The organism is Chryseobacterium mucoviscidosis (genome assembly GCF_002177115.1).
GTDB classification, from domain to species: Bacteria; Bacteroidota; Bacteroidia; order Flavobacteriales; family Weeksellaceae; genus Chryseobacterium; species Chryseobacterium mucoviscidosis.
Window position 1 is genome coordinate 46657 of the sequence record NZ_MVAG01000108.1, and the last position, 22750, is coordinate 69406.

Here is a 22750-nt window from a genome sequence, read left to right on the forward strand (position 1 = left end):
ATAAAATAACTCTCAACAAAGTTTATGAAAGAATCCTATTTTTCCGATCAGCATTTCGAGAACAGAAATTTCACACAGCCTTTAGACAAAGGCGAATACGAAAACTGTACTTTCCGAAACTGTAATTTAGAATACGCGAATCTTTCAGGATTCAATTTTAACGACTGCGAATTTATTGACTGCAACCTCAGCATGATGAATCTGGTTTCAACAGCTTTTCGCGAGGTGGTTTTTAAAGAGTGTAAAATGTTTGGACTGCATTTCAACGACTGCAATGAATTCGGATTATCGTTTACATTTGAAAGCTGTCTTCTCAACAATTCCATATTTTATAAAACATCAATCAAAAAAACACTATTCAGAAATTCAAAATTAATTGAGGTCGATTTTTCCGAATGTGATTTATCGAACGCAATATTTGCCGGATGCGATCTCTCAGGAGCTGTTTTCGACCATACCAACCTCGAAAAAGCGGATTTCCGTACATCGTTCAGTTATTCCATCAATCCGGCTTTAAACAGGCTTAAACAGGCTAAATTTTCGCTTTCTGAAATTCATGGACTCCTTCATCAATTCGATATTGAAATTGATAAAAACGGATAGGTTACTGTTGATGGTTAATCGTTGATCGTTTTGCTGTCTAATACCATTTTATCTTTGGATTTTCTGTACATAAATATTCCGTAGGAATTGTATCTGTGTAGTATAAATGAAGAATGTAGAATCAGAACTCCGCAGGAGTTCAATTTCACAGTAATTTTAATAACAAAATGAGATAAAAATTATCTAAGCTCTTTTATGAGTGAAACGGCTCTGTGAAACTAAAAGCAAATTATTTATCTTAGTATTAGAAAAAAGCAATTCCCCTTCTCTGAAGGGGTGGATTTTGCGAAGCAAAAGACGGTGTAGTCAAAAACGGAACAATAAAAAAACCATCAAAATTTTTGATGGTTTCATTATTTAAATCAATTATTTAAAATTAAAAACTTGCTGCGTTTGCTGCCGGAGTTGTTGTTGCAAGATTATTGTAAGCTTCTCCGTTTTCGTTGATGATTCTCTTTCCGAATCTGTATTTTGGACCCCAATAAGAATCATTTAATGAAGAAATCATGACTCCTTTTGAAGTTGCGGCGTGAATAAACTTCACTTCTCCGTCTTCTGTTACGCTTTCTACGATTCCTACGTGAGAAATTCTTCTTCCGTGAGAAAAGAAAATCAAATCTCCTTTCTGAAGGTTTTCTTTTTCTATTCTTTCACCTTCTTCAGATTGTGAAGCAGCTACTCTTGGTAAGCTAAGACCTGCTGCAGCACCGAAAACTGAAAGTACAAAAGCTGAACAGTCAATCCCGTTTCTTGTCATTCCTCCGTAACGGTAAGGCGTTCCAAGATAAGTCTGTGCTTCGTTTAAGATGTTATCGATTGTTGCGCTATGTTTGATTGCTTTTGCAATCTCAGAATTTTTGATAGAATTTTTTGCGTTGGCTAAAGTAGCTGCCTTTTCTGCAAGAAATGAGTTGATTAATTTCTGCTTATCCTGCTCCATTTTGTTTGTTTCAAGAGAGGCAAGTTTGGCATCTGTTTTGTATTCTTTAGCGTAAGTTGCTGGTTTTGAAACTACGTAGTTTGTAACACACGATTGTAACGATACAGTAGAGACGAAAGCAACTAGATAAAACAAAACTCTTTTCTTCATATATATTTGATTACCGTGTTAAAAAAGGATAGTATATTTTCAAAAGCAATACAAAAATATAGAATCCAAGTAAAAGAGCCCCGATATGACAATTGTCAGGTTCTTTATTTAACACATTTTAACATAATTTTTACGTATGTTAAAAAAAAATAAACCGCAACCGCCTGTTTTGGGTAGGTGTGCGGTTTTTTTTATTAAGATTCTTTAACAAAAATATTGCGGATTATTGTAAAATAAAGGATAGGCAATCAAATTAATTCAAAATACCCCATTATAAATTTTGTTAATAAATGATTGGTTTTTCGGTTGTTTCAGGTTTTTAACTCTACTTTTTAATGCTTTTATAACGGCTGTTGTTTTCGTTTTAACAAAGCATTCATACCTCATAAAAAAACTCCCCGATCAATCGGAGAGTTTCACTAATATGGAACTTTACAAATGTTACTTTGTAAATAACATTTCTCTGTATTTCGTCATTGGCCAAAGCTCATCGTCTACCATCATTTCAAGATCGTCTGATGCATCTCTGATGGTGTCGAATAAAGGTTTTACCTTATTACAGTATTCTTCAGCCTGTTTTTGGCTCTCGGTAACTGCTTTTGCCGCTTCTCTTGCTTTAATAAGATCTTCAACGCCTACTTTAATTTTAGAAACATTCTCGGAAATGCTTGTAATTAAGCTCATCTGTTCTTTTGCCAAAGATTTGAATTCTTTGTCTCCGAAGATTTCTTTTAACCCTTTTACGTTCTCGATCAGTCTGTTCTGATAATTTAACGCGGAAGGGATAATGTGGTTTCTTGCGATGTCACTTAACACTCTTGCTTCGATATCAATAACCGTAGAATATTTTTCTAATTTGATTTCGTTTCTTGCTTCAACTTCTCTGTGCGTGAAAATTCCCATCTCTTCGTAAAGCGCTAAGAATTTCTCATCCATTTCCTGCTTAAGAGCTTCCGGAGTTGTTTTTAAGTTGTTTAAACCTCTCTTTTCCGCTTCTTTAGCCCAGTCATCAGAATATCCATCTCCTTCAAACATAATGTTTTTACACTGCTTGATGTATTCTCTTAATACATTGAAGATTGCTTCATCTTTCTTAAGACCTGTTTCAATTAAAGCATCTACTTCTTTTTTAAAGTCGTTTAATTGTTTTGCGGCAATCGTGTTCATTACCGTCATAGATTCTGCACAGTTTGCAGAAGAACCTACCGCTCTGATCTCGAATTTATTTCCTGTAAATGCAAATGGAGAAGTTCTGTTTCTGTCTGTGTTATCCAACAGGATTTCAGGAATTTTTCCAACTACATTTAGTTTTAAATCTGTTTTTTCGTCCGGAGAAAGTTTTCCTTCCGTTACTTTTTCAAGCTCTTCCAAAACTCTGAACAACTGGCTTCCGATGAATACGGAAATAATTGCCGGCGGAGCCTCGTTTGCACCCAATCTGTGGTCGTTGCTTGCAGAAGCAATACTTGCTCTTAAAAGATCTGCATATTCGTGAACTGCTTTAATTGTGTTGACGAAGAACGTTAAGAACTGTAGGTTTTTCTTAGGGTTTTTTCCCGGGCTTAAAAGGTTTTCACCTGTATCGGTTGCCAAAGACCAGTTATTGTGCTTTCCGCTTCCGTTTACGCCAGCGAAAGGCTTTTCGTGGAATAAAATATGGAAATGATGTCTGTGAGCGATTCTTGCCATAACGTCCATCAACAAAGAGTTGTGGTCAACAGCAACGTTTACTTCTTCAAACATCGGAGCAAGCTCGAATTGATTCGGAGCTACCTCGTTGTGTCTCGTTGTTACAGGGATTCCTAATTTCATACATTCGATTTCCAGCTCTTTCATGAAATTCATGACTCTTGTAGGAATTGAACCGAAATAGTGGTCATCCAACTGCTGTCCTTTTGCAGGAGAGTGTCCTAACAAAGTTTTCCCTGTTAAAACCAAATCAGGACGAGATTGATATAAAGCAGAATCTACCAAGAAATATTCCTGCTCCCAACCTAAAGTTGGGGTTACTTTTGTTACATTTTTGTCGAAATACTGCATTACATTGGTTGCAGCTTCGTCTACCGCGTTCAAAGCTCTTAGAAGAGGAGCTTTGTAATCTAAAGTTTCTCCTGTGTAAGAAATGAAGATCGAAGGAATACATAGAGTAGTTCCCATGATGAACGCAGGAGATGTAGGATCCCATGCGGTATAACCTCTCGCTTCAAAAGTGTTTCTGATACCTCCATTCGGGAAAGAAGATGCATCCGGTTCCTGCTGTATCAATAAATTTCCGCTGAATCTTTCGATCGCTCTTCCTCCTTCAATCGGAGTGAAGAAAGAATCGTGCTTTTCTGCTGTAGAACCTGTTAAAGGCTGAAACCAGTGTGTGTAGTGTGTTACACCTTTGCTCATTGCCCAGTCTTTCATGGCTACCGCAACCTGATCTGCAATGTGTCTCTGGATTTTGCTTCCTTTTTTTACTGCATCCATAATAGACTGGAATGCTTCTTTCGTTAAATATTCTCTCATTGTTTCCTCAGAGAAAACATTCTGACAGAATAATTCTGATAATTTTACAGGAACTTCTACAGAATTATCTCTTCTGAAGTCCTTGAATGGTAAAGTTTCTAACGCTTTGAATCTTAAAGTTGACATATTAGGTTAATTTTTACGGGGCAAATTTACAAAAAAATTGAATTGAAAAATATTTTACCCTAAAAATTTAAGGGGTGCTTTTGAAATTTAATATAATTTTAAAATATAATGAGTTTTTAAAGGGGCTTGAATTCCCAAATTGAAATTTTTATACCTATTAATATATGAGAAAATGAATCGAACTTTAAACTGTAACTTTTAATATTAAGAAAATTTATTGCTGATACTTTAAAAAAGAACACCTCAAAAATCTTAATTTTAAGACAGAAAAATAATTTTTGTTTGTTACGTCAATTGTGTTAAAATGCTGGTTAGCAAATTAATAATATCATTTAAAATATTTTTCGTAACTTAGCAGACTTTTTATAAAAATTTTAAATATATGACAAATTCTAGAGCAAGAGAAACCACCGAGGCAATTGAAAGACTATACATATCTATGAGACACCTGTTTTATAGAGGTTTTTTCAAGCCGAGCGGAGTTTCAGGAGAAAGCATTAGAAGTTTGTTGAAGACGATCAATCCGGAAATTTACGGTACCATGAGTATACCCAGTAAAGTGGAACTCGATGGTTTGATGTATGTTTTAGACAGACTTCCAGAAGGAATCGAAGAATGCGCTTTCATTCATCTTACATCAGACGAAGGTTTTGATAAAGGAAGTTTCGAACCGATCGTTCCTAAAAAAAGAAGAAGAAACTGTTACAGAATCGATGAACACCAGATGAACATTGAAGTTCTTTTGGGGCGTTCGGAAATTTATGATATTCTTACCCACCTTACCTTTTTATTCATTGAGGCAGATAAAGTTCGCAATCTGGCTTTCATTCAGGATGAAAACTGGAAACCGACAAGAGCCTTCAAAATTATTGAAGAAGTGGTGAAAGGAGAGAAAAAATTCAGCAGAAGAGAAAAAGAAGTTGCCCTTATTCATTTATCTTCTTTAATAGGAAGAACGTTTGATGAAACTTTAAAGGCTTATAATACTTTCGGGGATGATGAAAATCCTGACCGTTTATTCAAAATCATCTACAACCTTGCGAAAGTAAGTCTGGAAGATGCAAAACAGACCAGAGAAAGGGAAATTCATTTCAGTGCTATCTTAAAGGAAAGGGTAGGACATCACTATTTTGGTGAAAAGTGGGCGAATAAAGTAAAAGAAGTTTTGTTTGAAAATAATCTTCACATGAGACCGCTTCACATCATTTCTGCCAATATGCACTCTGTGAAAAATATGCTGTATGCCAACGAAGCATTGAAGAAAAAAGATCATAAAGAAGTAGATTACAAAATGTACGGAGAAATTTCCGACAAAAAAGAACTTCGCGATAAAGTTTCCAAATACGCTTTGGAACAGGGAATGATCTACATTAATGACAAAAGCGGAAGTAATATCGATGTGCAGATCATCGACCTCAGCAAAACAGATCTCAGAAATACGCCTTTTCAGGATATTAAATTTGCAGGAGATGATGTCGTAATGGTTTTTGATTATGCATTCGGAGAACAGGCTTACGAAATAATGGACGAATTGCTGAGACCTTACGAACATAAAGGGGAAGTGTACATGATGAAGGTAAAATCTGTTTCCATCATGGGTAAAGCGGGAATTCTTGCCGGTGGAAAAGGAGACATCATGATCCCGACTTCACATATTTTTGAAGGAACAGCAGACAATTATCCGTTCGAAAATGCCCTGAAACTAGACGATTTCAAAGATGATGAATTAAAAGCTTTCGAAGGTCCGATGATTACCGTTTTGGGAACTTCGCTTCAGAACAGGGATATTCTTTCATATTTTATGAATACTTCATGGAAAGCGATCGGTCTTGAGATGGAAGGGGCGCATTACCAGAAAGCCATTCAGGTGGCTTCGAAGATCAGACATCACATTACTCCGGATTTATTCGTGATGTATGCCTATTACGCATCCGATAATCCTTTGGAAACCGGAAGTACACTTTCTTCGGGAGGTTTAGGATTAACAGGAGTAAAACCGACGTATCTTATCACCTTAAGAATCTTAGAAAAGATCTTACAGAGCGGAAAGAAAGAATCTTCAGCGAAAAAATAATTTGATTAATTTCAAGTAAATATAAACCTCGGATGTTTTCATTTGAGGTTTTTTGTTGGAACATGAATTCAGCTTATTCAAACACGAATGACGCAAATTTTCTACACGAATTTCACTAAATTTATTGGTGTCTAAAATTATGCTTGTTGTTTGTGGAATTTGTGTTTAAGACATTATTATAAAGAAAGTAAAATCAACGTCGCAAATTTCACTAAGTTTATTTGTGCCTGAAATTGTGCTTATTATTTGTGGAATTTGTGTTTAAGAAAATTTACTTTAAAGAAAGTAAACTCAGTCTCGCAAATTTTCCATACGAATTTCACTAAATTTATTTGTGCCTAAAATTGTGGTTTTTATTTGTGGAATTTGTGTTTAAGAACATTTGTCTAAAGAAAGTAAACTCAACGTCGCGAATTTTCTACAGAAATTTCACTAAGTTTATTTGTGTCTAAAATTGTGTTTTTTATTTGTGGAATTTGTGTTTAAGACATTTGCTTTAAAGAAACTAAACTCAGCCGCGCGAATTTTGCACACGAATTTTACTAAGTTTATTTGTGCCTAAAATTGTGTTTTTTATTTGTGAAATTTGTGGTTAAGAACATATCTTTAAGAAAAATTAAAACAAATGAGTTCAGCAGCACAATTAGCCAAAAGATTCCGGGAGGTTACATTAGATGGTTTATGGATTGCCAATACCAACTTTAAAGATCAGCTTTCCAATGTTTCTTGGGAAAAGGCAACAGCTAAAGTAGGTTCCTTAAATACCATCGCAATGCTTACTTTTCATATTGATTATTATATTGCCGGTTTAATTAACGTTTTTGAAGGTGGCGATTTAGAAATCAGGGATCAATTCAGCTTCGACCTACCTCCGATTGAATCTCCGGAACAGTGGGAGAACCTGAAAAGTAAATTTTTAAGCGATGCCAAAAAGTTCGCAGATTTATTGGAAAAAATGCCCGATTCGAAAATGAACGAGGGTTTTGTAGACGAAAAGTACGGAACCTATCTCAGAAATATAGATGGCATGATTGAGCATTGCTATTATCATCTGGGACAGATTACTTTGATTAAAAAACTTTTGAATTAAACACAAATGACGCTAATTTTTCACGAATCACACGAATTTTATTTGTGTTTAAAATTGTGTGAATATTAGTGATATTCGTGTTTAAATAGATTATTATTTTTAAATACTTATCTTTAGAAAAAATAAAATTTTAAATGAAAAAATCGGTTGCAATCCTGTTTGCATTTATCATTTCACAGTTTCATGCTCAGCAGGGAGCTTATTATCAGCAGAGTGCGAAATACAAGATGGATATTGATGTAAATGCTGAAAAGTTTACCTACGAAGGAAAACAGACCTTAGATTACAAGAATAATTCTCCGGACGAACTGAATGTTGTCTATTTCCATTTGTACTGGAATGCTTTTAAACCCAATTCGATGATGGATCAGAGAGTTGCAGGACAAGGGAAAAACGGAGATTCCAGACTGCAGAAAGACGGTGTTTCAAGATTAGCTTCGATCCCGAAAGATCAGGAAGGAGCGCAAAATATCCATTGGATCAAACAGAACGGGAAAATACTGAAGTTTGAGATTCAGGAGACGGTAATGAAAGTTTACCTTGCAGAACCGATTAAACCTAATTCGTCCACTACATTTACTTTAGAATGGGATGCGGTAATTCCGCAGCAAATCAGAAGAAGCGGAAGAAATAACAGGGAAGGAGTTGATATGACGATGACGCAATGGTATCCGAAAATCGCAGAATACGATTACGATGGTTGGGCAACATTTGATTATATCGGAAGAGAATTTCACGCGCCGTTCTCGGATTTTGATGTAACCATTAAAATCAATAAAGAGTATGTCATCGGAGCGGGAGGAATTCTGGAAAATCCTTCTGAAGTAAAAGGGTATGATGCTAATGCTAAAATTAAAGCAGATAAAAATAAAGCAACATGGAAATGGAGCGCTAAAAATATCCTCGATTTTGCATGGGCTGCAGATAAAGACTATATCGTAAAAAGTTTTGACGTTCCGCAAGGTCCGAAAGTTTTCTTAGTATATCAGAATAACGATAAAACAAAAGTCTGGGAAGAAGCACAGCCTTACATCACAAAATATTATCAGTTGATGAATTCCCATTTCGGGAAATATGTGTATCCGACATATTCTTTCATTCAGGGAGGAGATGGAGGCATGGAATACGGAATGTGTACCATGATTTTAGGTGAAGCAAATGATATTGAAGGATTGATGGGATTAATGGCTCACGAAGGAGCGCATTCGTGGTATCAGCAAATTCTTGCGACCAATGAACCGATGCGTCCGTGGATGGATGAAGGATTTACAAGTTATGCGGAAGGATATGTAATGAATCAGTTATTTCCTCCTGCAAAAGAACTTCCGAATCCTTTTGCCAATTCTTTGAATGCTTACAGAAATTTTGTAAAAAAAGGTATCGAAGAACCGGCAATCTGGTTAGGAGATCATCATGATAACGGAACTTCCTATACATACGCTTCTTATGTAAAAGGAGAATTGTATCTGGTTGAGTTAGGCTACATTATGGGCGAACAGAATCTTGCGGAAACATTGAAGCAGTATTACGATCAATGGGCGCTGAAACATCCTTCAGACAGAGACTTTTTACACATTGCCCAGAAAGTATCCGGAATGGATCTGAAATGGTTTCAGAATTATTGGATCAATACCACAAAAACAATAGATTACGGAATCAAAGACGTAAAATATGATGCAAAATCCACTACCATTACTTTGGTGAATAACGGACAAGTTCCGATGCCGATTGATTTCAGTGTAATGACGACCGATAAGAAAGTAATCAATTATCAGATTCCTATGAACATGACTCGTACGTGGAAGGAAAAAGACGCTTACGGAGAATTCAAAACAATGCCTTACTGGCCTTGGACGCAGAAAGAATACTCCATCACCATTCCTTATACAAAATCACAGTTATCGGTTTTAGGAATAGATTTCAGCCAAAGACTTGCTGATGTGAATATGGCGGATAATTTCGTTGAGGTGAAATAAAATTAAATTTAATGAAGCATAATAAATCCCTGAAGAGTTTTTTCAGGGATTTTTTTATATGATATTACGTGATAATTGAAAGTGAATTTTTATTGAATTCCAAATTGCTTTACCATCCAGTGGTTAGAATGATTTTTAACCAAATCATTTTTTAGGGCTTCATCATTGGTATTGAGATAACTATAAACTTTTAAAGGAACAGAATCAGGATATTCTTTTAATCCCTGAAAAACTGCAGCTTTGGCTTCTTCTTTTTTATCGCCACTGTCGAATGATTCGTATTTGTAGATATAAATGATGGCAGGGATTTTTCCATAGATTTTTTTTGTTTCTTCTTCCAGCAGCCTCATTGTTTCGATCTGAAATTCGGGATTAGATTTTTTCCCGACAGCGGCAGTCTGGCTGATGTGCTGCTGATACATCAAAAAAAGCATAAGAATGTGGATATTTTTAGTATCGGGATCGGACATTAAATTCTGGATGTTTCCTATAGTTTCATCCGTCATTTCATCATTTTCCGCCTGCAAAGTTTTATTGTAAAACTCATCCAGAATATTATACACCGTTTTGTCGGTTCCATCGGTTTTTGATTCTTTTTTAAGCTTTTCAAATACTTCTTTTGCGCCGGCGGCAGTTTGTGAGAAAGCGTTAATTCCCGAAAGAAATAAAAATAGCAGAATCAGTTTTTTCATGAAAATTTGAGTTGAAGTGATTTTAGGTTTAAATATAAATAATAGTTTCTTAAATACAAGAAAATCTAAACCGTAGTTTTACTAAAATCAGTAAATTTAGTGCCTTAAAATTAATCGGAGATTTCCATCTTTTTGAAAATAAATAAATGAAGTCAATTGTAATAAACATAGGAAACAGCAATATCAGATTCGGACTTTTTAACGAAGACAACTGTGATATTTCCTGGGTAATTAATACAAAACCATACAGAACGGCAGACGAATTATACGTACAAATGCTGATGCTGTATCAGACCTATAAAATTGAGCCTGCAGAAATCAGTAAAGTCATTATCGGATCTGTTGTACCTCAGCTTACAAAAGTGATGAGTGCAGCAATAAAAAAGATCCACAATATTCATCCTGTGATTGTTGACAGAAATACGCCTTCCGAAGTTCAGGCAAAATCTAAACAGATGGGAACAGATATTTATGCAAATCTTGTTGCGGCTCATAATATGTATCCCGACAGAAAAAAAATTGTACTGGATTTCGGAACTGCACTCACGGCGAGCTGTGTTGCAGAAAGCGGAGAAACTTTGGGAGTAATTATCGCCCCGGGAATCGTTACTGCACTTAATTCTCTGATTAGTCAGACCGCTCAGCTTCCTGAGATAGAGCTGGTAAAGCCAAAAACCGTTTTGGGTTTAGATACCGTAACCTGTATGCAGAGCGGAATGGTCTATGGATTTCTGGGAATGGTGGAAGGATTCATAGACAGAATAAACGATGAGGTAAACGATGATTGTTTTGTGGTGGCAACCGGCGGAGTCTCTCATGTCTACAAACCTCTAACGGATAAGATTCACGTGATGGACAGATTGCATACTTTGAAAGGGTTATATTTTCTGGGGAAAAATTTATAGTAAAAGGTTGAGGTTCAGATTAAAAAAACGATTGATAATATTATCCTCAACCTCAACTTTTATATCATCTTTTAGATTTAAAGAATTCTTTCACAATTAAAGAACATTCATTTTCTAAAATTCCGGTAATTATTTCTGTTTTGGGGTGAAGAGAAAGGTTCTTATTGATGAACCCCCGTTGTTCATCTCTTGCCCCGATGACAACTTTTGAAATTTGTGACCAGGACAATGCGCCGGAGCACATTACACAAGGTTCCATTGTGACATAGAGAGTACAGTCTCTTAAATATTTTCCGCCCAGAAAATTGGCAGCAGAAGTTATTGCCTGCATTTCTGCGTGAGCCGTTACATCGTTTAAGGTTTCAGTAAGATTATGGGCTCTTGCAATCACTCTGTTATTGGAAACTATTACGCATCCGATAGGAACTTCATCTTTTTCTAACGCGGTTTCAGCTTCATGAAGAGCCATTTTCATGAAATATTCGTCGGTAAACATTTATTGTTCAATATTCATGGTTAAAGGAAGCCGGAAACGATATCGTACCGGACCACCGTTGATGATCGCAGGCGAAAACTTTTGTGAAACAGAATAAAGAGCGATTTCTGCCTGTCTGTTGAACGTGAAATTATCTCCCTCCGCCTGAACGTTGCTGATGCTGCCATCTTTCTCTACAATAAAAGCCACATTAGTTTTTACGGTTTTTACTTCGGAATATACACCACCGAGGTAAAAAAGATCAGCCACTTCTTTTCGAAGCTGATTTATTCCCCCCGGATAATCTGCCATTTTATCTGTAACTACCGAAGGAGCCGCAGGAGCTTCGGGAGACAGAGTTTTCAGTAATTTTAATTTGCTGAGATCTTCAAGATTTTTGGTTTTTAACAAAGCTCCTGTAAGCGCGACATTTTCTACACTGTCCATTTTCTGCATGAAAAGCATATAATCTAGCTTTATGGATGCTTTATGATAATTATCGGTCTCCGCATCAAATTTTTTCTTAAACTCTTTGCCGAGCATGGAACGGTGCTGATTATAATAATTCTTAATGAGTTTAAATTCCTCTGTCTGCTGCGAAAAGCAGAAAGAAAAAACACCGCAAAAAAGAAGCACAAAAAAATATTTCACTTTGGTATATTTATGTAAAAGTAATCAAAAAAACGTATCGAAATGATAAGTTTTTCAGCTTTCAAGATACCTGTTTAAAGACTCCTGAAGATTTTTGCGGATATCATCAACTAAAACTTTAGGTTCGAGTACCTGAACTTCTTTTCCAAAGGAAAGGATTTCCTGCATAAAATCGTAAGTAGGATGCAGGAAAAATTCAAAAAATATTTCTTCCGGTGTTTCTTTGGTTTCTTTCTGAGACTGATGAAGCGGAAAACTTCTGATGTATTCTCCCTGATGTCTGCTGCATTTCAGAACAATTTTCTGTGGATTTTGCTCCGCAAGATTCATTACCCCAAAAGCATTTTTAAAATGTTCGCGGAAATTGTATTTGTATTTCTCCCTGAAATTATTTTTAGAAACATCCAGATAATTAATTCTGTCTAGTCCGAAAGATTTCAGCATTTTGTCTTTCGTATCAATAGCAATAAGATACCATCTGTCTTTAGATTCCTTCAAAGCCAACGGATGAACTTTTCTGGAAGTCATCAGCTTATTTTTATAGTTGTAATGCTCAAAAGAAACAATTCTTTTGTTACGGATGGCAAAGAAAAGATCATAAAAATGTTCAACACCTGTCGGCTTTCTGCTTTCGAAAAAGATAAGATTAGAAAAATCAGGATGAAGATTTAGCGCATTGCTTACCTGAAAAGATTCCAGTAACTTCTGGTTGTATTCATCCACTTCCATAATCGGACGGCTTTCGATATAATATCGGTTGTCTCCCTTCTTTTTGTTATGAATAGAAAGATTGAAAAGATCTGAAATTTCTCGGATATCTCTTTGCAGTGTACGGATAGAGTAGCTTTTAATCCCCGCATCCTGAAATTCGAAGGAATTAAGAAGGTATTCTTCCAATTGAGAATAAGTAGCCGGAGAACCTTCCAGTCTTTTAATAATTAAGGCGTACCTTGTGAGATAAAAATCTTTTTTCATTGTTAAAAGTTTCTACCACAAATATATGAGGTTAAAGCGACAAAACTTGTCGTATTTTAATTTTTTTGAAGATTATTTTTTAGAATCGATATGAGTTTTGTGATCTTTGTTCGATGATGATTTTTATCTGTACGTAATTACTGCTGTTGCAGGAATTCCCGAAGCACTAAGATCTAATCCTGCAGGAGCAGACACCGCTTGTAATGAAGGAATTAAAAAAGCATTTTTTCCTACTGATTGTACTGTGTTTGGAATATATAGATCATTAACTGCCGCTTTATAATTCAAGAAAACAGAATCTTCAATCCTTATAAGACCTTCATTGAGTATGATTTTTTCTAAAACACCTGTTCCTCTTGTATTGGATTGACTATCAAAAGCATTAGATCCAATGAGTTTTAATGTAGAGGGAGTTTTAATAACTTTGATGTTCTGATTGCTAAATGCATATTGCCCGATTTCTTCTAAACCTTCATTAAAAAGGACCTCTCTTATTTGATAGTTAAATCCTTCATACGAGTATGCAGCCGCAAAGATCTTCTTTGTATTGGACGGTATTGTCAGTTTAATCCCGGATCCTATTAAATTATTTCCGTCAAAAAGCGGAATTACTTTTTCAAATGCTTCAACAGAATCCTGCGGAATTTTCTCTTCTTTATGCCAGTAAGAATCCATCCATTCCCAAAATTGATTTTGTGTGGGCTGATCCCCTTTTTCAAAGTAAAGTTTTAGTTCTTCTTTTGTTATCATAATATATGTAATTTTTGTTTATTGATTTATAGATGTTTTGATGATGATTTTTAAACACAGTTCCGGCTGTTCAACATTTGAAAAATGAAGAATTTAGAAAAACGAAACAAGGATAGTAGTATACCAGACTGCTGAACAGCGGCAGAACTTGATGTGTTTAAAAATTAATTGATATATATTTTCTTAAAGGTCATCATTTTTAAAAATCCGTCGTAAGAGGTTTGGATGTCATTAAGATAATTGTCGTAATCTGTTTCGGCATTTTCAATATCGCTCCATTCAATGGTGTAACGGGTTCTGTCGAAGATAATGTCAGAATGATGATGTTGTGTTTTCATTTTGTTTTTTTATTTGGTGTTAAAAATTGAATATGTATTTATCGTAAATGTTGAATTCAAAATTTATTTTAATTGTTCTTCTGCTCTGTTTTATTTTATATTTCAAATGTAGGAGCAGCAAACGTCAAAACTTGACGTATTATTTATTATTTTCAAAAAAAATTAAAAATTTTCTGCAATATATTTTCTGATGAAGATGAAAAATAGAATGGTAGAGACAAAAGCTGCGATTACCGAACATAATACATTTTCAATCGGCATATATGGATGCCCTTCTTCTGTAATCGGAGGATTAAAGCAATCGAACAAGAAATAAAAAATGAAGCAGCCGGCAATAAAGGATAGAATGTTGAGTATAAGAAATGTAAATATTGTCTTCATGATTGGTAATGATTAGTTGTTATTTAAATATAATTAAAAAAGCTTATATTGATTTATTATAAGTCTTATAGCTTATATTTTGTTTTTAATGAGTTTCTGAACGATCTGGTTCAGCATTTCTCGGTTTTCATCAATATAACATAATCCTGCCTGTATAAGATTTTCAATATTTGATCTTTTTACATTATCCATTGCAGGGGAAGCATTTTTTAATGAAGGATTAAGCCGGTAATAATTTTTCTGATTTCTCAGTCCTAAAGTCTGAAACATCTGACCCAACTGATAATCAACCGTTTCTGCATTGGCAGACATCAGAATATCAATGATCGGATTTACCCAGCCTATTTTTCCGGATTTCTCCAGTTTTTTGAATGAATAAGGTCTTGCTTCAATTCCTGTTCCTATGGATACAATAATCATATCATTTACACTTGGATGATTGGCTTTCTGATGATTTTTCAAAACTTCTGCAAAAGGAATTTTTCTTGCTTCTGCGTACGCGCACAAAGCCGGATTATTCGCAAACATTCCGCCGTCAATTAAGCTGAAAATCTGTCCGTACATGGATTTTATCTGAACCGGGCTAAAATATGTAGGAGCTGCAGAAGTCGCTCTGCAAACGTCTTTTACATAAAAATTATCTGTACTTAAGTTCGCTTTCCAGGAATTGAAAAGCTTTGCTCTTCTGTTTTCTATATCGTAACTTGTTATAAGGCATGGTTTTATGAGTTCTTTTAATTCTAAATTTCCAAAAAAATCATTCAGATTTTTTTCAAGAGCTTCCTGAGAGATCTTTTCGTTTAGAAGTCCGAAAGGATTTACCAAACGTTCCCAAAAAGAAACCTGAAATATGTCGCCACCTTTTTCAGCGTACAATTCTAATCCTTTCTGGATAGAATATTTTGCTTTTCGGTGTTCGTCGGGACAAAGAATAATAGAAGCAATCAGTCCGCCGGTGCTGCTTCCCGCAACAAAGTCGAAATAATCACCAAGTCTGGCACTTGGCTTATCATAAAACTGAAGCTGCTCTTCGATGTAACGCAGAATAATGCAGGTGATAATTCCCCTTATTCCGCCCCCGTCCAAAGAAAGAATGGTTGTCTTTTTCATATGATTTTCACTTTTTTTAAAGAAACATTTAACAACTTTAGACAAGTAAAACCAATAGATTTCCGGGAAATGACTATTGGTTTTAGCTTGATATAATAATTGCTTTGATGTTATCTTACTGAAGCAAAGATAAATGGGGGCAGCGACAAAACTCGACGTATTAAAATTTAATTTTCAAATAAAAGAGAATTAAAATACAGGATAATTGTCTTTGTCTCTGGGCATTTTATAGAGCGTTCTCCAGCTTGTTTTTGCCAACCCTTTTTTTGTAGGAATATTCTTTTTCTCAAAATGGGGAAGGTCTTTAAAGGTCTTCCAGTTTCCACCCCAGTCCCAGCCGTATTTTGCGAAAATCTTTACACATTCGTACCAATCGGCAACCTGATCGTTATCCCAATCTTTTGCGGTGTCCCAGCTTGCGGTTTTTCCATCGATCATTAAGCAGATATCAACAGCCAATCCGTAATTATGGATGCTTTGTCCTGCTTTTGCATTAGTTACTTTTTTTCCTGAAGTAATTCTTCCGATGGCGTAAAGTTTTTCCTGTTCTTCAAAACTTCTTAAGCCCTGTGTAATTCTTATTTTTGCTTTTCCGGTTAATGCTTCATCGCATTCCTTCACAATCTGTTTTACCTCTTCCCTTACGTAGGGATGAAGCTTTTCAATTCTCTGTAAACTTACTTTATCCATTATTTAAAATTTTATGATTTTGAAATACAAAGCTATACATAGGAAACGCCAAAAGGTGACGTATTTTTTATGAATTTTAATGAAAATAAATATTGTTTTGAGATGAATCAGAATATTATTGTTAACCAGAAGATTATTGATTTTTAGCTTTAAAATTTAAACTTCTGCTCTTTGTATTAGAAAATTAAATTTTAATACGTCGAGTTTTGGCGTTTTGCATATCCATTTTTGTGATATGAAAAGTACCGTTTTTAGGAATGAAATTTAATCATTAGAAAACTTAAAAATTCTGATTTACTTTTTTTAAAAACTTTCAAACATCATATGCAAAATCAAAAAATATGGAAAATATAATCAGCTATGAAAATTCAGCACTTGCTTTAGACAGTATCTATCATGTCTTAAGCTGGTACGACAGAGTGTCTTTACATTCTTATAAACAAGGAGAAAATTCAGTAACTAAAAAAGCAACAGAATTACTGAAGTTTGTAAAAAAGAATGAATGGTATCCTCCCAAAATGAGATACGCTCAAAATAATGTTTTGGAATACTACGAACCCAAACAGAGCAACTGGCTGAAGATTGCCGAATACATGAAAAATCATCCAAAATTAACGATACAGATTCTGGAAAATCTTAATTAAAAGCCTGCTTTTAATCTTAGTGAAATTTTTGGTCAAAAAAAATAATACAGATCTGTTAACTTATGATAATTGCAAGTAATAAAAAACTCCGTAGAATTGGCAAAAAGTGTTGTTTAGTTTATAAAGAGAAAATTAAATGATTCAAAAAATAGACAAATGATAGAAAAATATACTTTTGAGACTTATATAATTCCTTTGAACATTTATAAAATAACATTTAGGAAGCCGAACAGATAAAATCTGTAAAGCTGCTTCCGAATCGTATTTACTTTTCATAGTCTTGCTGAAAAATCTGTAAATTGTAGGATAGAGATTTATGTGTTCTTATCTCTTTTGTATAAGGATTGTATATTTTTTATTATTAAATATGCTGAGTTCATATGAGTTTATCATTCACTTCTTTGATATCTCTTCTTAACTCCAGAAACATCTCTTTTAAATTATAATTATCAAAATGATCAGGTTCAAAATCTTCCGGAAAAATTCCTGAGGCATATTGCCAGATTTCAACAATTTCTCCTAGAGAAATGTCGTAAGATTTATAAAATGAATTGTCTGAGGCTACTGTTATTGCTTTTTTCTTTTTCGATTTAAATCTTTTGTAAGAAATACCGTCATTCAAAGTCACGAAAACATAACTTTTATTCGGTTTTAGATCTTCAATATTTTCAACATATTTTCCGATGATATAAGAACCGTCTTTAAAAGGAGGCATTGAATCTCCTTTTGCGGGAAATGCCCTGTACTTTCCGTTAATTAAAAAAGGTAAGGAAATCCTTTGTAAACTCTCAATATATTCCGGATCACTGTAACCGGATAAATAACCCATTGATGCTTTTTGAGGAACAATTTCAATGCTGTTGTTGCCTAATTTATCAACGACAACCGGAAGAACAATTCTGTTATCCGGAAGCTTTAATACATCTTCCAGCGGATATTTGCGGATATCTACCGTAAGAAGCAAATCGATACTTATATTGAAATACTTCGAAATTCTGATGAGCAGTTCATAAGGCGGTTCAGAACGCCCATCCTCGTATTTGGAATACCGGACACGGCTCATTGATGTTTTGTCCGCAAGTTCCTGTTGCGATAAATTTTTCTGGGTTCTTAAAAACCTGATGTTATCTGAAAAAATTGACATTGATACAAATTGTATCTGCAAATATATTAAAAATGATACAAATAGTATCTAATTTTGTTCTACAGAATCAACTATTATGTATGCTTTGGTAGATTGCAATAATTTCTTTGTTTCCTGCGAAAGAACGCTTGATCCGAAACTAGAAAATAAACCCGTTGTGGTACTTTCCAACAACGATGGCTGTGTAGTGTCCAGAAGTAAAGAAGCTAAAGATCTGGGAATTCCGATGGCAGCTCCGGCTTTTAAGTATAAGGAATTATTTAAAGAGAATGATGTACAATGTTTTTCCGCAAAATTCGAATTGTATAATTTTAAAAGTCAGCGCGTTATAGAGATATCCACAGCGTATGTGGATAAGTCTGATTATGAGGTCTATTCGATTGATGAGCTTTTTCTGGATCTGAAAAGCTTCAAATATATCGATATTTACGACTACTGTCTCAAAATCAAAAATGAGATTGATGAGCAGGAAAAAATTCCGGTAAGTATAGGAGTTGCCCCTACCAAAACACTTTGTAAGGTGGCAAACCGCATTGTCAAACAATTTCCCGAAAAGTTTAACGGAATTTATATTTTAGATACCCCTGAAAAAATAGAAAAAGCCTTAAAATGGTTAAAAATTGATGACGTTTGGGGAATCGGAAGACGTCTTGCCGTAAAAATGCATGACAATGGAGTGCATAAAGCATGGGATCTTCTTCAAAAGCCTGAAATGTGGGTTCGGAAGATCATGGGAATTCACGGAGTAAGAATGGTGAACGAACTGAAAGGAATCCGTCAGCTAGAACTGGATGCTCCGTCTCCCAAAAAATCCATTGCCGTCACCAGAAGTTTCATGGAAATGCTTACCAAAAAAGAAGATGTTCGCGAGCGTGTGGAAACTTTCGGGATGTATTGTTCAGAAAGACTCAGAAAACAAAATACCTGCTGCAAAATGGTAACGGTTTTTGTACAGACCAACCGATTCAGGAAGGATCTTCCTGAATATCGGAATGCCGCAACCCGAATTCTTCCCAATCCTACCAATTCATCAATTTTAATTGGCAGAGTCGTAAATGAATTGTTTGAAGATATTTTCAAAGAAGGATTTCATTATAAAAAAGCTGGCGTTATTGTTAACGATTTTGTGCCGGAAGATCAAAGATTGATTAATCTTTTTGAAGAAGATACCCAGAATCTGCATTTGCCGGTGATGAAAGCAATGGATGCCATGAACAGAAAATACGGCAAAGATAAAGTACGTCTCGGAAGCATGAGCGGCGAAAATACTTTCGGACGAAAACAGATGTCTCCCGAATATGAAGCTTTTTTAAAAAACAATACGCTCAAAGAGGCAAATTTCAGATTTCATTAGATGTAAAACTACCTTTTTTCATACTTCCAGTTTCTGCCTTTTCCTTCAGAGATCCACTCTAAAGCCTGATCCATTCTTTTGTTTCTGGTTGATTCCGTTTTAGCTTCTGTGATCCAGTTGATATATTCTTTACGGAAAGAGGGCGAAGCTTTTTTAAAAATTTCCAGAGCTTTTTCATTTTCATTCAAAGCATTTTGAAAATAATCAGGAACCTCTGTTTCTGTTTTCGATGGAGCTGCTTTTTTCAAAGTAACGCCCATATCTGTCAGTTCCATCGCTTCAGTAATCATCTTTTTAAGCTGAGGTTTTGAAGGAAGATTTTCTGTTTCTGTAATTTTACCCAGGCTGAACATATTCGTTTTTTCAGCCTCCGTTTCAAACTCTTTCAGCGATGTCATCTCATCATGAAGCCAGAATCCCATACTGCAGTATTGTTTAAAAGCAACCATTGAACAAAGAATCTTCCCTTTATACAGGAATGTGGGAAACTTCCACTTGATTGCTTCTTCTGCATCAGGACAGAATTCGTGAATGGTTTCTCGGATATAATTCAGAATAGGTTTTGCAAAATCCTGAGATTTTTCAATGTATTCATCAACTTTTGGGCTGTATTTTTCCATATTTTTATTGAAATACTTTTACCGTTTCATTCACCAGAAATTTCACCTGATCCGGTCTTCCTCTATCGTTTTTCGGAAGATTATTATAGCTTCCTGTCCTTACAATCACCATATCATGTTCCGGAATCATAATGATGTATTGTCCCTGAAGTCCCAAAAAATAATAATGCTTTATAGGATTGTCATGATTGATCCAGAATCCCATTCCGTAAATTTCCTCAGAATTTTTAGTCGGAGTACGCATTGTCTGGATGAAATCCGGATTTAAAATTTGCTTATCCTCAACTTTTCCGTCGTTAAGAAATAACTGCCCCAGTTTTGCAAAATCTCTGGAGTTGGAATGAATGCAGCAGTATGTTTTTTCCATTCCGTTTTCATCCGTGCTCCATGTTGCATTTTGTTCCATCCCCATCGGAATCCAGAATTTTTCGGATAAATAACTTGCCAAGGACTGTCCGACAGCTTTTTTAATGGCAAACCCTAAAAGCTGCGTAGAACCGCTCTGATATTCAAATCTTTCTCCCGGATTTTCTTTAAATTTCCTTGAAAAAGTGGCGTTCATTAAATTTTTTCCGTAATAAGCTTTCGCATTGGGCAGAAAAGGATTTTTGTAATTTTCATCCCAGTCCAGTCCCGATTCCATCTGAGCCAGATTTTTTAACGTTAAATTTTTAGCAAAATCTTTATTTTTAAATTCCTCAAAATAATCCGAAAACTTATCATCAAGACTTTTAATTTTTCCCTCTTCCAGTGCTTTGCCCAAAAGCATTACCGTAACTGCTTTTGCCATAGAGAAAGAATTGGTTTTCGATAGCTGATTGTAGCCGTTCCAATACTCTTCGTGAAGCAGCTTTCCGTTTTTCACCACAATAAAAGATGCGCTATTGGAATGTGTTAAATCTTCAACGATATTTTTCGGTAATTGTTTTTTGTTGTATTCGGGAGATTCCTCCCAAAGTTCAGGAGATTCTGTAGCGATGAGGTTGCCGGAAAACAAGGTACCGTCATCAATATTGGCGCTGAGTTTTCCCCTTAAATAGGTTTTGGATATTCCGTTGAAAATATAACCATATCCCAAAACATAAAAGAGAAGTACGGCAATGACAATAAATGTCACAAAATAAATAAGAATTGTCATAGCAATTGATCTTAAACAAATTTAAAATAAATTTGAAAACATGAAACGAAATGATTTATTTTTGTGATTATTGATGTAAAAGATGATGAAAAAACTAATTTCCTTATTGCTTATCCATTTCGTTATCACCGCTTTCGGACAGATGTATAAACCTCTCGATACGGCAGATTATGCCCAGAGAAAAGAATTTCTGAGAAATTTCACGGCGAATACCGAAAGTTTAAGTAAAAAAAGCAGATCCGATTATCCCGGAAAGACGGGCAATGAGCTTTCTAAAATTTATAAAGAATTCGACAAAGAGTTTGAAAAAAAAGTAAAGGAAAAAGATTTTGCTTTCAATTCTGTGTTTGATGCAAAGGTTAAAAATCTTATCGAACGGTTAAGAAAAAACAATTCCCAGATTCCGCAAAATTTAAAAATTCTTATCGCCAAAGACAACACTCCGAATGCATACTGTTTTGCAGACGGCACTTTTGTCATCAATATGGGGCTTTTCAACTGGCTGAATAATGACGATCAGCTTGCTGCCGTAATTTCCCATGAATTAGGACATAAAATTTCCGAGCATACGCTGAAAACTTTTCTGAGCATGATCGAACAGGATAAAATGGACAAAATGGTGGTTCAGGATATAAAATCGACGAAGGAAAACCGTAATCAGAGGGCTTTTGATGTGATGAAAAACAGAATCTACAGAAAAGGGGCGGAAAACAGAAAGCAGGAAATGCAGGCAGATTCTCTAGGATATGTGGTTTTTAAAAACAGCGATTTTAAAAAAGCTGAATACGTTAATGCCCTGAAAAGACTGGAAGATTTTGATACCATTTCGCCAAGAGAGCTGAAAGTGGAAACCTATAAAAAATATTTTAATCTTCCGAAGCAGGAATTTAAAGACAAATGGCTGAAAAAAGAAGATTTTTCTCTGTATAATTACAATCATTTCAAAGAAAAACTGAATAAAGATTCCTTGAAATCGCATCCTGAAATGGTTTTAAGAATCAATAACCTCAAAAAAGTATTTCCTGAACTTAAAAATGATGTTCCGGATGAAAAACCTTCCGATTCTTATTCTACGGTAGAAAAAATCGCAAGAATGGAAACTTTGCCTAATTTTTATCATTCGGAAGATTACGGAGTCGGAATTTATGCGAGTCTTCAGTTTTTGCAGGATAATGAAGAGGAAAAGTATTATAAAAACTGGCTCGGAAAATGTTTTGCCAAGATTTATGAAGCGAGAAAAAACTACAATTTAAATCGATATTTAGATCGGGTAGATCCCAAAAATCAAAGTGAAAGTTATCAGCAGTTCCTGAACTTTATGTGGAACCTGAGTCTTGATGAAATTAAAAATATTGCAGATTATTATCAAACGACAGAATCCTGACCGAAGGTCAGGATTCTTATTGAGTATAA

The 22750-nt window shown here is 35.0% G+C and carries 21 protein-coding genes; 8 read left to right on the plus strand and 13 right to left on the minus strand.

Annotated features, from left to right (window positions below; translation table 11 throughout):
- The first annotated feature begins 24 nt into the window (after positions 1–24).
- Positions 25–603 (plus strand): pentapeptide repeat-containing protein, encoded by a 579-nt coding sequence (locus B0E34_RS08125; protein ID WP_087708552.1) that lies wholly within the window; start codon positions 25–27, stop codon positions 601–603.
- 376 nt (positions 604–979) lie between these two features.
- Here B0E34_RS08125 and B0E34_RS08130 read toward each other — a convergent pair whose 3' ends face one another.
- Positions 980–1693, minus strand: a complete 714-nt coding sequence (locus B0E34_RS08130; protein ID WP_087708554.1) for a C40 family peptidase — start codon at positions 1691–1693, stop codon at positions 980–982.
- A gap of 441 nt (positions 1694–2134) precedes the next feature.
- A complete protein-coding gene (locus B0E34_RS08135) occupies positions 2135–4330 on the minus strand; it encodes a glutamine synthetase III family protein (RefSeq protein WP_076391403.1) in 2196 nt (731 codons plus the stop codon).
- A 382-nt stretch (positions 4331–4712) separates the two neighbouring features.
- Between B0E34_RS08135 and B0E34_RS08140 the strand changes: the two genes are divergently transcribed.
- The 3 genes from B0E34_RS08140 (at position 4713) to B0E34_RS08150 (ending at position 9470) form a co-directional block, all read left to right on the plus strand.
- On the plus strand, positions 4713–6404 hold the full coding sequence (locus B0E34_RS08140; protein WP_087708556.1) for a DUF6909 family protein: 1692 nt from the start codon (positions 4713–4715) through the stop codon (positions 6402–6404).
- 625 nt (positions 6405–7029) lie between these two features.
- Positions 7030–7494: a DinB family protein gene (locus B0E34_RS08145; RefSeq protein ID WP_087708558.1), complete on the plus strand. Its 465-nt coding sequence runs from the start codon at positions 7030–7032 to the stop codon at positions 7492–7494.
- 134 nt (positions 7495–7628) lie between these two features.
- Positions 7629–9470 carry a M1 family metallopeptidase gene (locus B0E34_RS08150; protein WP_087708560.1) on the plus strand — a complete coding sequence of 614 codons (1842 nt, stop codon included), beginning with the start codon at positions 7629–7631 and terminating at the stop codon, positions 9468–9470.
- Between the two features lie 89 nt (positions 9471–9559).
- Here the strand turns inward: B0E34_RS08150 and B0E34_RS08155 are convergent, their stop codons facing one another.
- Entirely contained in the window at positions 9560–10162 is a 603-nt protein-coding gene (locus tag B0E34_RS08155; protein WP_087708561.1) for a hypothetical protein, read from the minus strand.
- A gap of 146 nt (positions 10163–10308) precedes the next feature.
- Between B0E34_RS08155 and B0E34_RS08160 the strand changes: the two genes are divergently transcribed.
- On the plus strand, positions 10309–11067 hold the full coding sequence (locus B0E34_RS08160) for a type III pantothenate kinase (RefSeq protein WP_087708562.1): 759 nt from the start codon (positions 10309–10311) through the stop codon (positions 11065–11067).
- 64 nt (positions 11068–11131) lie between these two features.
- Here B0E34_RS08160 and B0E34_RS08165 read toward each other — a convergent pair whose 3' ends face one another.
- The 7 genes from B0E34_RS08165 to B0E34_RS08195 form a co-directional block, all read right to left on the minus strand.
- Entirely contained in the window at positions 11132–11563 is a 432-nt protein-coding gene (locus B0E34_RS08165; protein WP_087708563.1) for a nucleoside deaminase, read from the minus strand.
- Positions 11564–12193: an energy transducer TonB gene (locus tag B0E34_RS08170; RefSeq protein ID WP_228423037.1), complete on the minus strand. Its 630-nt coding sequence runs from the start codon at positions 12191–12193 to the stop codon at positions 11564–11566. It lies immediately after the preceding gene.
- Positions 12194–12247: 54 nt separating this feature from the next.
- Positions 12248–13168: a helix-turn-helix transcriptional regulator gene (locus B0E34_RS08175; protein WP_087708564.1), complete on the minus strand. Its 921-nt coding sequence runs from the start codon at positions 13166–13168 to the stop codon at positions 12248–12250.
- Between the two features lie 123 nt (positions 13169–13291).
- Positions 13292–13918: a leucine-rich repeat domain-containing protein gene (locus B0E34_RS08180; protein WP_087708565.1), complete on the minus strand. Its 627-nt coding sequence runs from the start codon at positions 13916–13918 to the stop codon at positions 13292–13294.
- A 164-nt stretch (positions 13919–14082) separates the two neighbouring features.
- Positions 14083–14256, minus strand: coding sequence for a hypothetical protein (locus B0E34_RS21290; protein WP_157967242.1), 174 nt, complete (start codon positions 14254–14256; stop codon positions 14083–14085).
- A 453-nt stretch (positions 14257–14709) separates the two neighbouring features.
- The gene (locus B0E34_RS08190; RefSeq protein ID WP_087708567.1) at positions 14710–15747 is read right to left on the minus strand and encodes a patatin-like phospholipase family protein; all 1038 of its coding nucleotides are present in this window, start codon (positions 15745–15747) and stop codon (positions 14710–14712) included.
- A 189-nt stretch (positions 15748–15936) separates the two neighbouring features.
- The gene (locus tag B0E34_RS08195; protein ID WP_087708568.1) at positions 15937–16437 is read right to left on the minus strand and encodes a M15 family metallopeptidase; all 501 of its coding nucleotides are present in this window, start codon (positions 16435–16437) and stop codon (positions 15937–15939) included.
- Between the two features lie 341 nt (positions 16438–16778).
- On the opposite strand from B0E34_RS08195, the gene B0E34_RS08200 reads away from it, so the two are divergent.
- Positions 16779–17081, plus strand: coding sequence for a hypothetical protein (locus tag B0E34_RS08200; protein WP_087708569.1), 303 nt, complete (start codon positions 16779–16781; stop codon positions 17079–17081).
- Positions 17082–17457: 376 nt separating this feature from the next.
- On the opposite strand, the gene B0E34_RS08205 is transcribed toward B0E34_RS08200, so the two are convergent.
- Positions 17458–18225 (minus strand): XRE family transcriptional regulator, encoded by a 768-nt coding sequence (locus tag B0E34_RS08205; RefSeq protein WP_087708570.1) that lies wholly within the window; start codon positions 18223–18225, stop codon positions 17458–17460.
- A 76-nt stretch (positions 18226–18301) separates the two neighbouring features.
- Here B0E34_RS08205 and B0E34_RS08210 point away from each other — a divergent pair, with 76 nt between their 5' ends.
- The gene (locus B0E34_RS08210) at positions 18302–19579 is read left to right on the plus strand and encodes a Y-family DNA polymerase (protein ID WP_087708571.1); all 1278 of its coding nucleotides are present in this window, start codon (positions 18302–18304) and stop codon (positions 19577–19579) included.
- An 8-nt stretch (positions 19580–19587) separates the two neighbouring features.
- On the opposite strand, the gene B0E34_RS08215 is transcribed toward B0E34_RS08210, so the two are convergent.
- Both B0E34_RS08215 and B0E34_RS08220 read right to left on the minus strand, forming a co-directional pair.
- Complete coding sequence (locus tag B0E34_RS08215; RefSeq protein WP_087708572.1) at positions 19588–20199, minus strand: YdeI/OmpD-associated family protein; 612 nt, start codon at positions 20197–20199, stop codon at positions 19588–19590.
- Between the two features lie 4 nt (positions 20200–20203).
- On the minus strand, positions 20204–21337 hold the full coding sequence (locus B0E34_RS08220; RefSeq protein WP_087708573.1) for a serine hydrolase domain-containing protein: 1134 nt from the start codon (positions 21335–21337) through the stop codon (positions 20204–20206).
- Between the two features lie 82 nt (positions 21338–21419).
- On the opposite strand from B0E34_RS08220, the gene B0E34_RS08225 reads away from it, so the two are divergent.
- Positions 21420–22721 carry a M48 family metalloprotease gene (locus B0E34_RS08225; RefSeq protein WP_087708574.1) on the plus strand — a complete coding sequence of 434 codons (1302 nt, stop codon included), beginning with the start codon at positions 21420–21422 and terminating at the stop codon, positions 22719–22721.
- Positions 22722–22750: the final 29 nt, after the last annotated feature.

Excerpts from the sequence above, each read along its gene's own strand:
- B0E34_RS08175 (WP_087708564.1), bottom strand. The coding sequence starts at position 13,168 with ATGAAAAAAGATTTTTATCTCACAAGGTACGCCTTAATTATTAAAAGA.
- B0E34_RS08140 (WP_087708556.1), top strand. The coding sequence starts at position 4,713 with ATGACAAATTCTAGAGCAAGAGAAACCACCGAGGCAATTGAAAGACTA.
- B0E34_RS08200 (WP_087708569.1), top strand. The coding sequence starts at position 16,779 with ATGGAAAATATAATCAGCTATGAAAATTCAGCACTTGCTTTAGACAGT.
- B0E34_RS08135 (WP_076391403.1), bottom strand. The coding sequence starts at position 4,330 with ATGTCAACTTTAAGATTCAAAGCGTTAGAAACTTTACCATTCAAGGAC.
- B0E34_RS08130 (WP_087708554.1), bottom strand. The coding sequence starts at position 1,693 with ATGAAGAAAAGAGTTTTGTTTTATCTAGTTGCTTTCGTCTCTACTGTA.
- B0E34_RS08205 (WP_087708570.1), bottom strand. The coding sequence starts at position 18,225 with ATGTCAATTTTTTCAGATAACATCAGGTTTTTAAGAACCCAGAAAAAT.
- B0E34_RS08150 (WP_087708560.1), top strand. The coding sequence starts at position 7,629 with ATGAAAAAATCGGTTGCAATCCTGTTTGCATTTATCATTTCACAGTTT.
- B0E34_RS08155 (WP_087708561.1), bottom strand. The coding sequence starts at position 10,162 with ATGAAAAAACTGATTCTGCTATTTTTATTTCTTTCGGGAATTAACGCT.
- B0E34_RS08210 (WP_087708571.1), top strand. The coding sequence starts at position 18,302 with ATGTATGCTTTGGTAGATTGCAATAATTTCTTTGTTTCCTGCGAAAGA.
- B0E34_RS08180 (WP_087708565.1), bottom strand. The coding sequence starts at position 13,918 with ATGATAACAAAAGAAGAACTAAAACTTTACTTTGAAAAAGGGGATCAG.
- B0E34_RS08225 (WP_087708574.1), top strand. The coding sequence starts at position 21,420 with ATGATGAAAAAACTAATTTCCTTATTGCTTATCCATTTCGTTATCACC.
- B0E34_RS08160 (WP_087708562.1), top strand. The coding sequence starts at position 10,309 with ATGAAGTCAATTGTAATAAACATAGGAAACAGCAATATCAGATTCGGA.
- B0E34_RS08195 (WP_087708568.1), bottom strand. The coding sequence starts at position 16,437 with ATGGATAAAGTAAGTTTACAGAGAATTGAAAAGCTTCATCCCTACGTA.
- B0E34_RS08215 (WP_087708572.1), bottom strand. The coding sequence starts at position 20,199 with ATGGAAAAATACAGCCCAAAAGTTGATGAATACATTGAAAAATCTCAG.
- B0E34_RS08165 (WP_087708563.1), bottom strand. The coding sequence starts at position 11,563 with ATGTTTACCGACGAATATTTCATGAAAATGGCTCTTCATGAAGCTGAA.
- B0E34_RS08145 (WP_087708558.1), top strand. The coding sequence starts at position 7,030 with ATGAGTTCAGCAGCACAATTAGCCAAAAGATTCCGGGAGGTTACATTA.
- B0E34_RS08125 (WP_087708552.1), top strand. The coding sequence starts at position 25 with ATGAAAGAATCCTATTTTTCCGATCAGCATTTCGAGAACAGAAATTTC.
- B0E34_RS21290 (WP_157967242.1), bottom strand. The coding sequence starts at position 14,256 with ATGAAAACACAACATCATCATTCTGACATTATCTTCGACAGAACCCGT.
- B0E34_RS08220 (WP_087708573.1), bottom strand. The coding sequence starts at position 21,337 with ATGACAATTCTTATTTATTTTGTGACATTTATTGTCATTGCCGTACTT.
- B0E34_RS08190 (WP_087708567.1), bottom strand. The coding sequence starts at position 15,747 with ATGAAAAAGACAACCATTCTTTCTTTGGACGGGGGCGGAATAAGGGGA.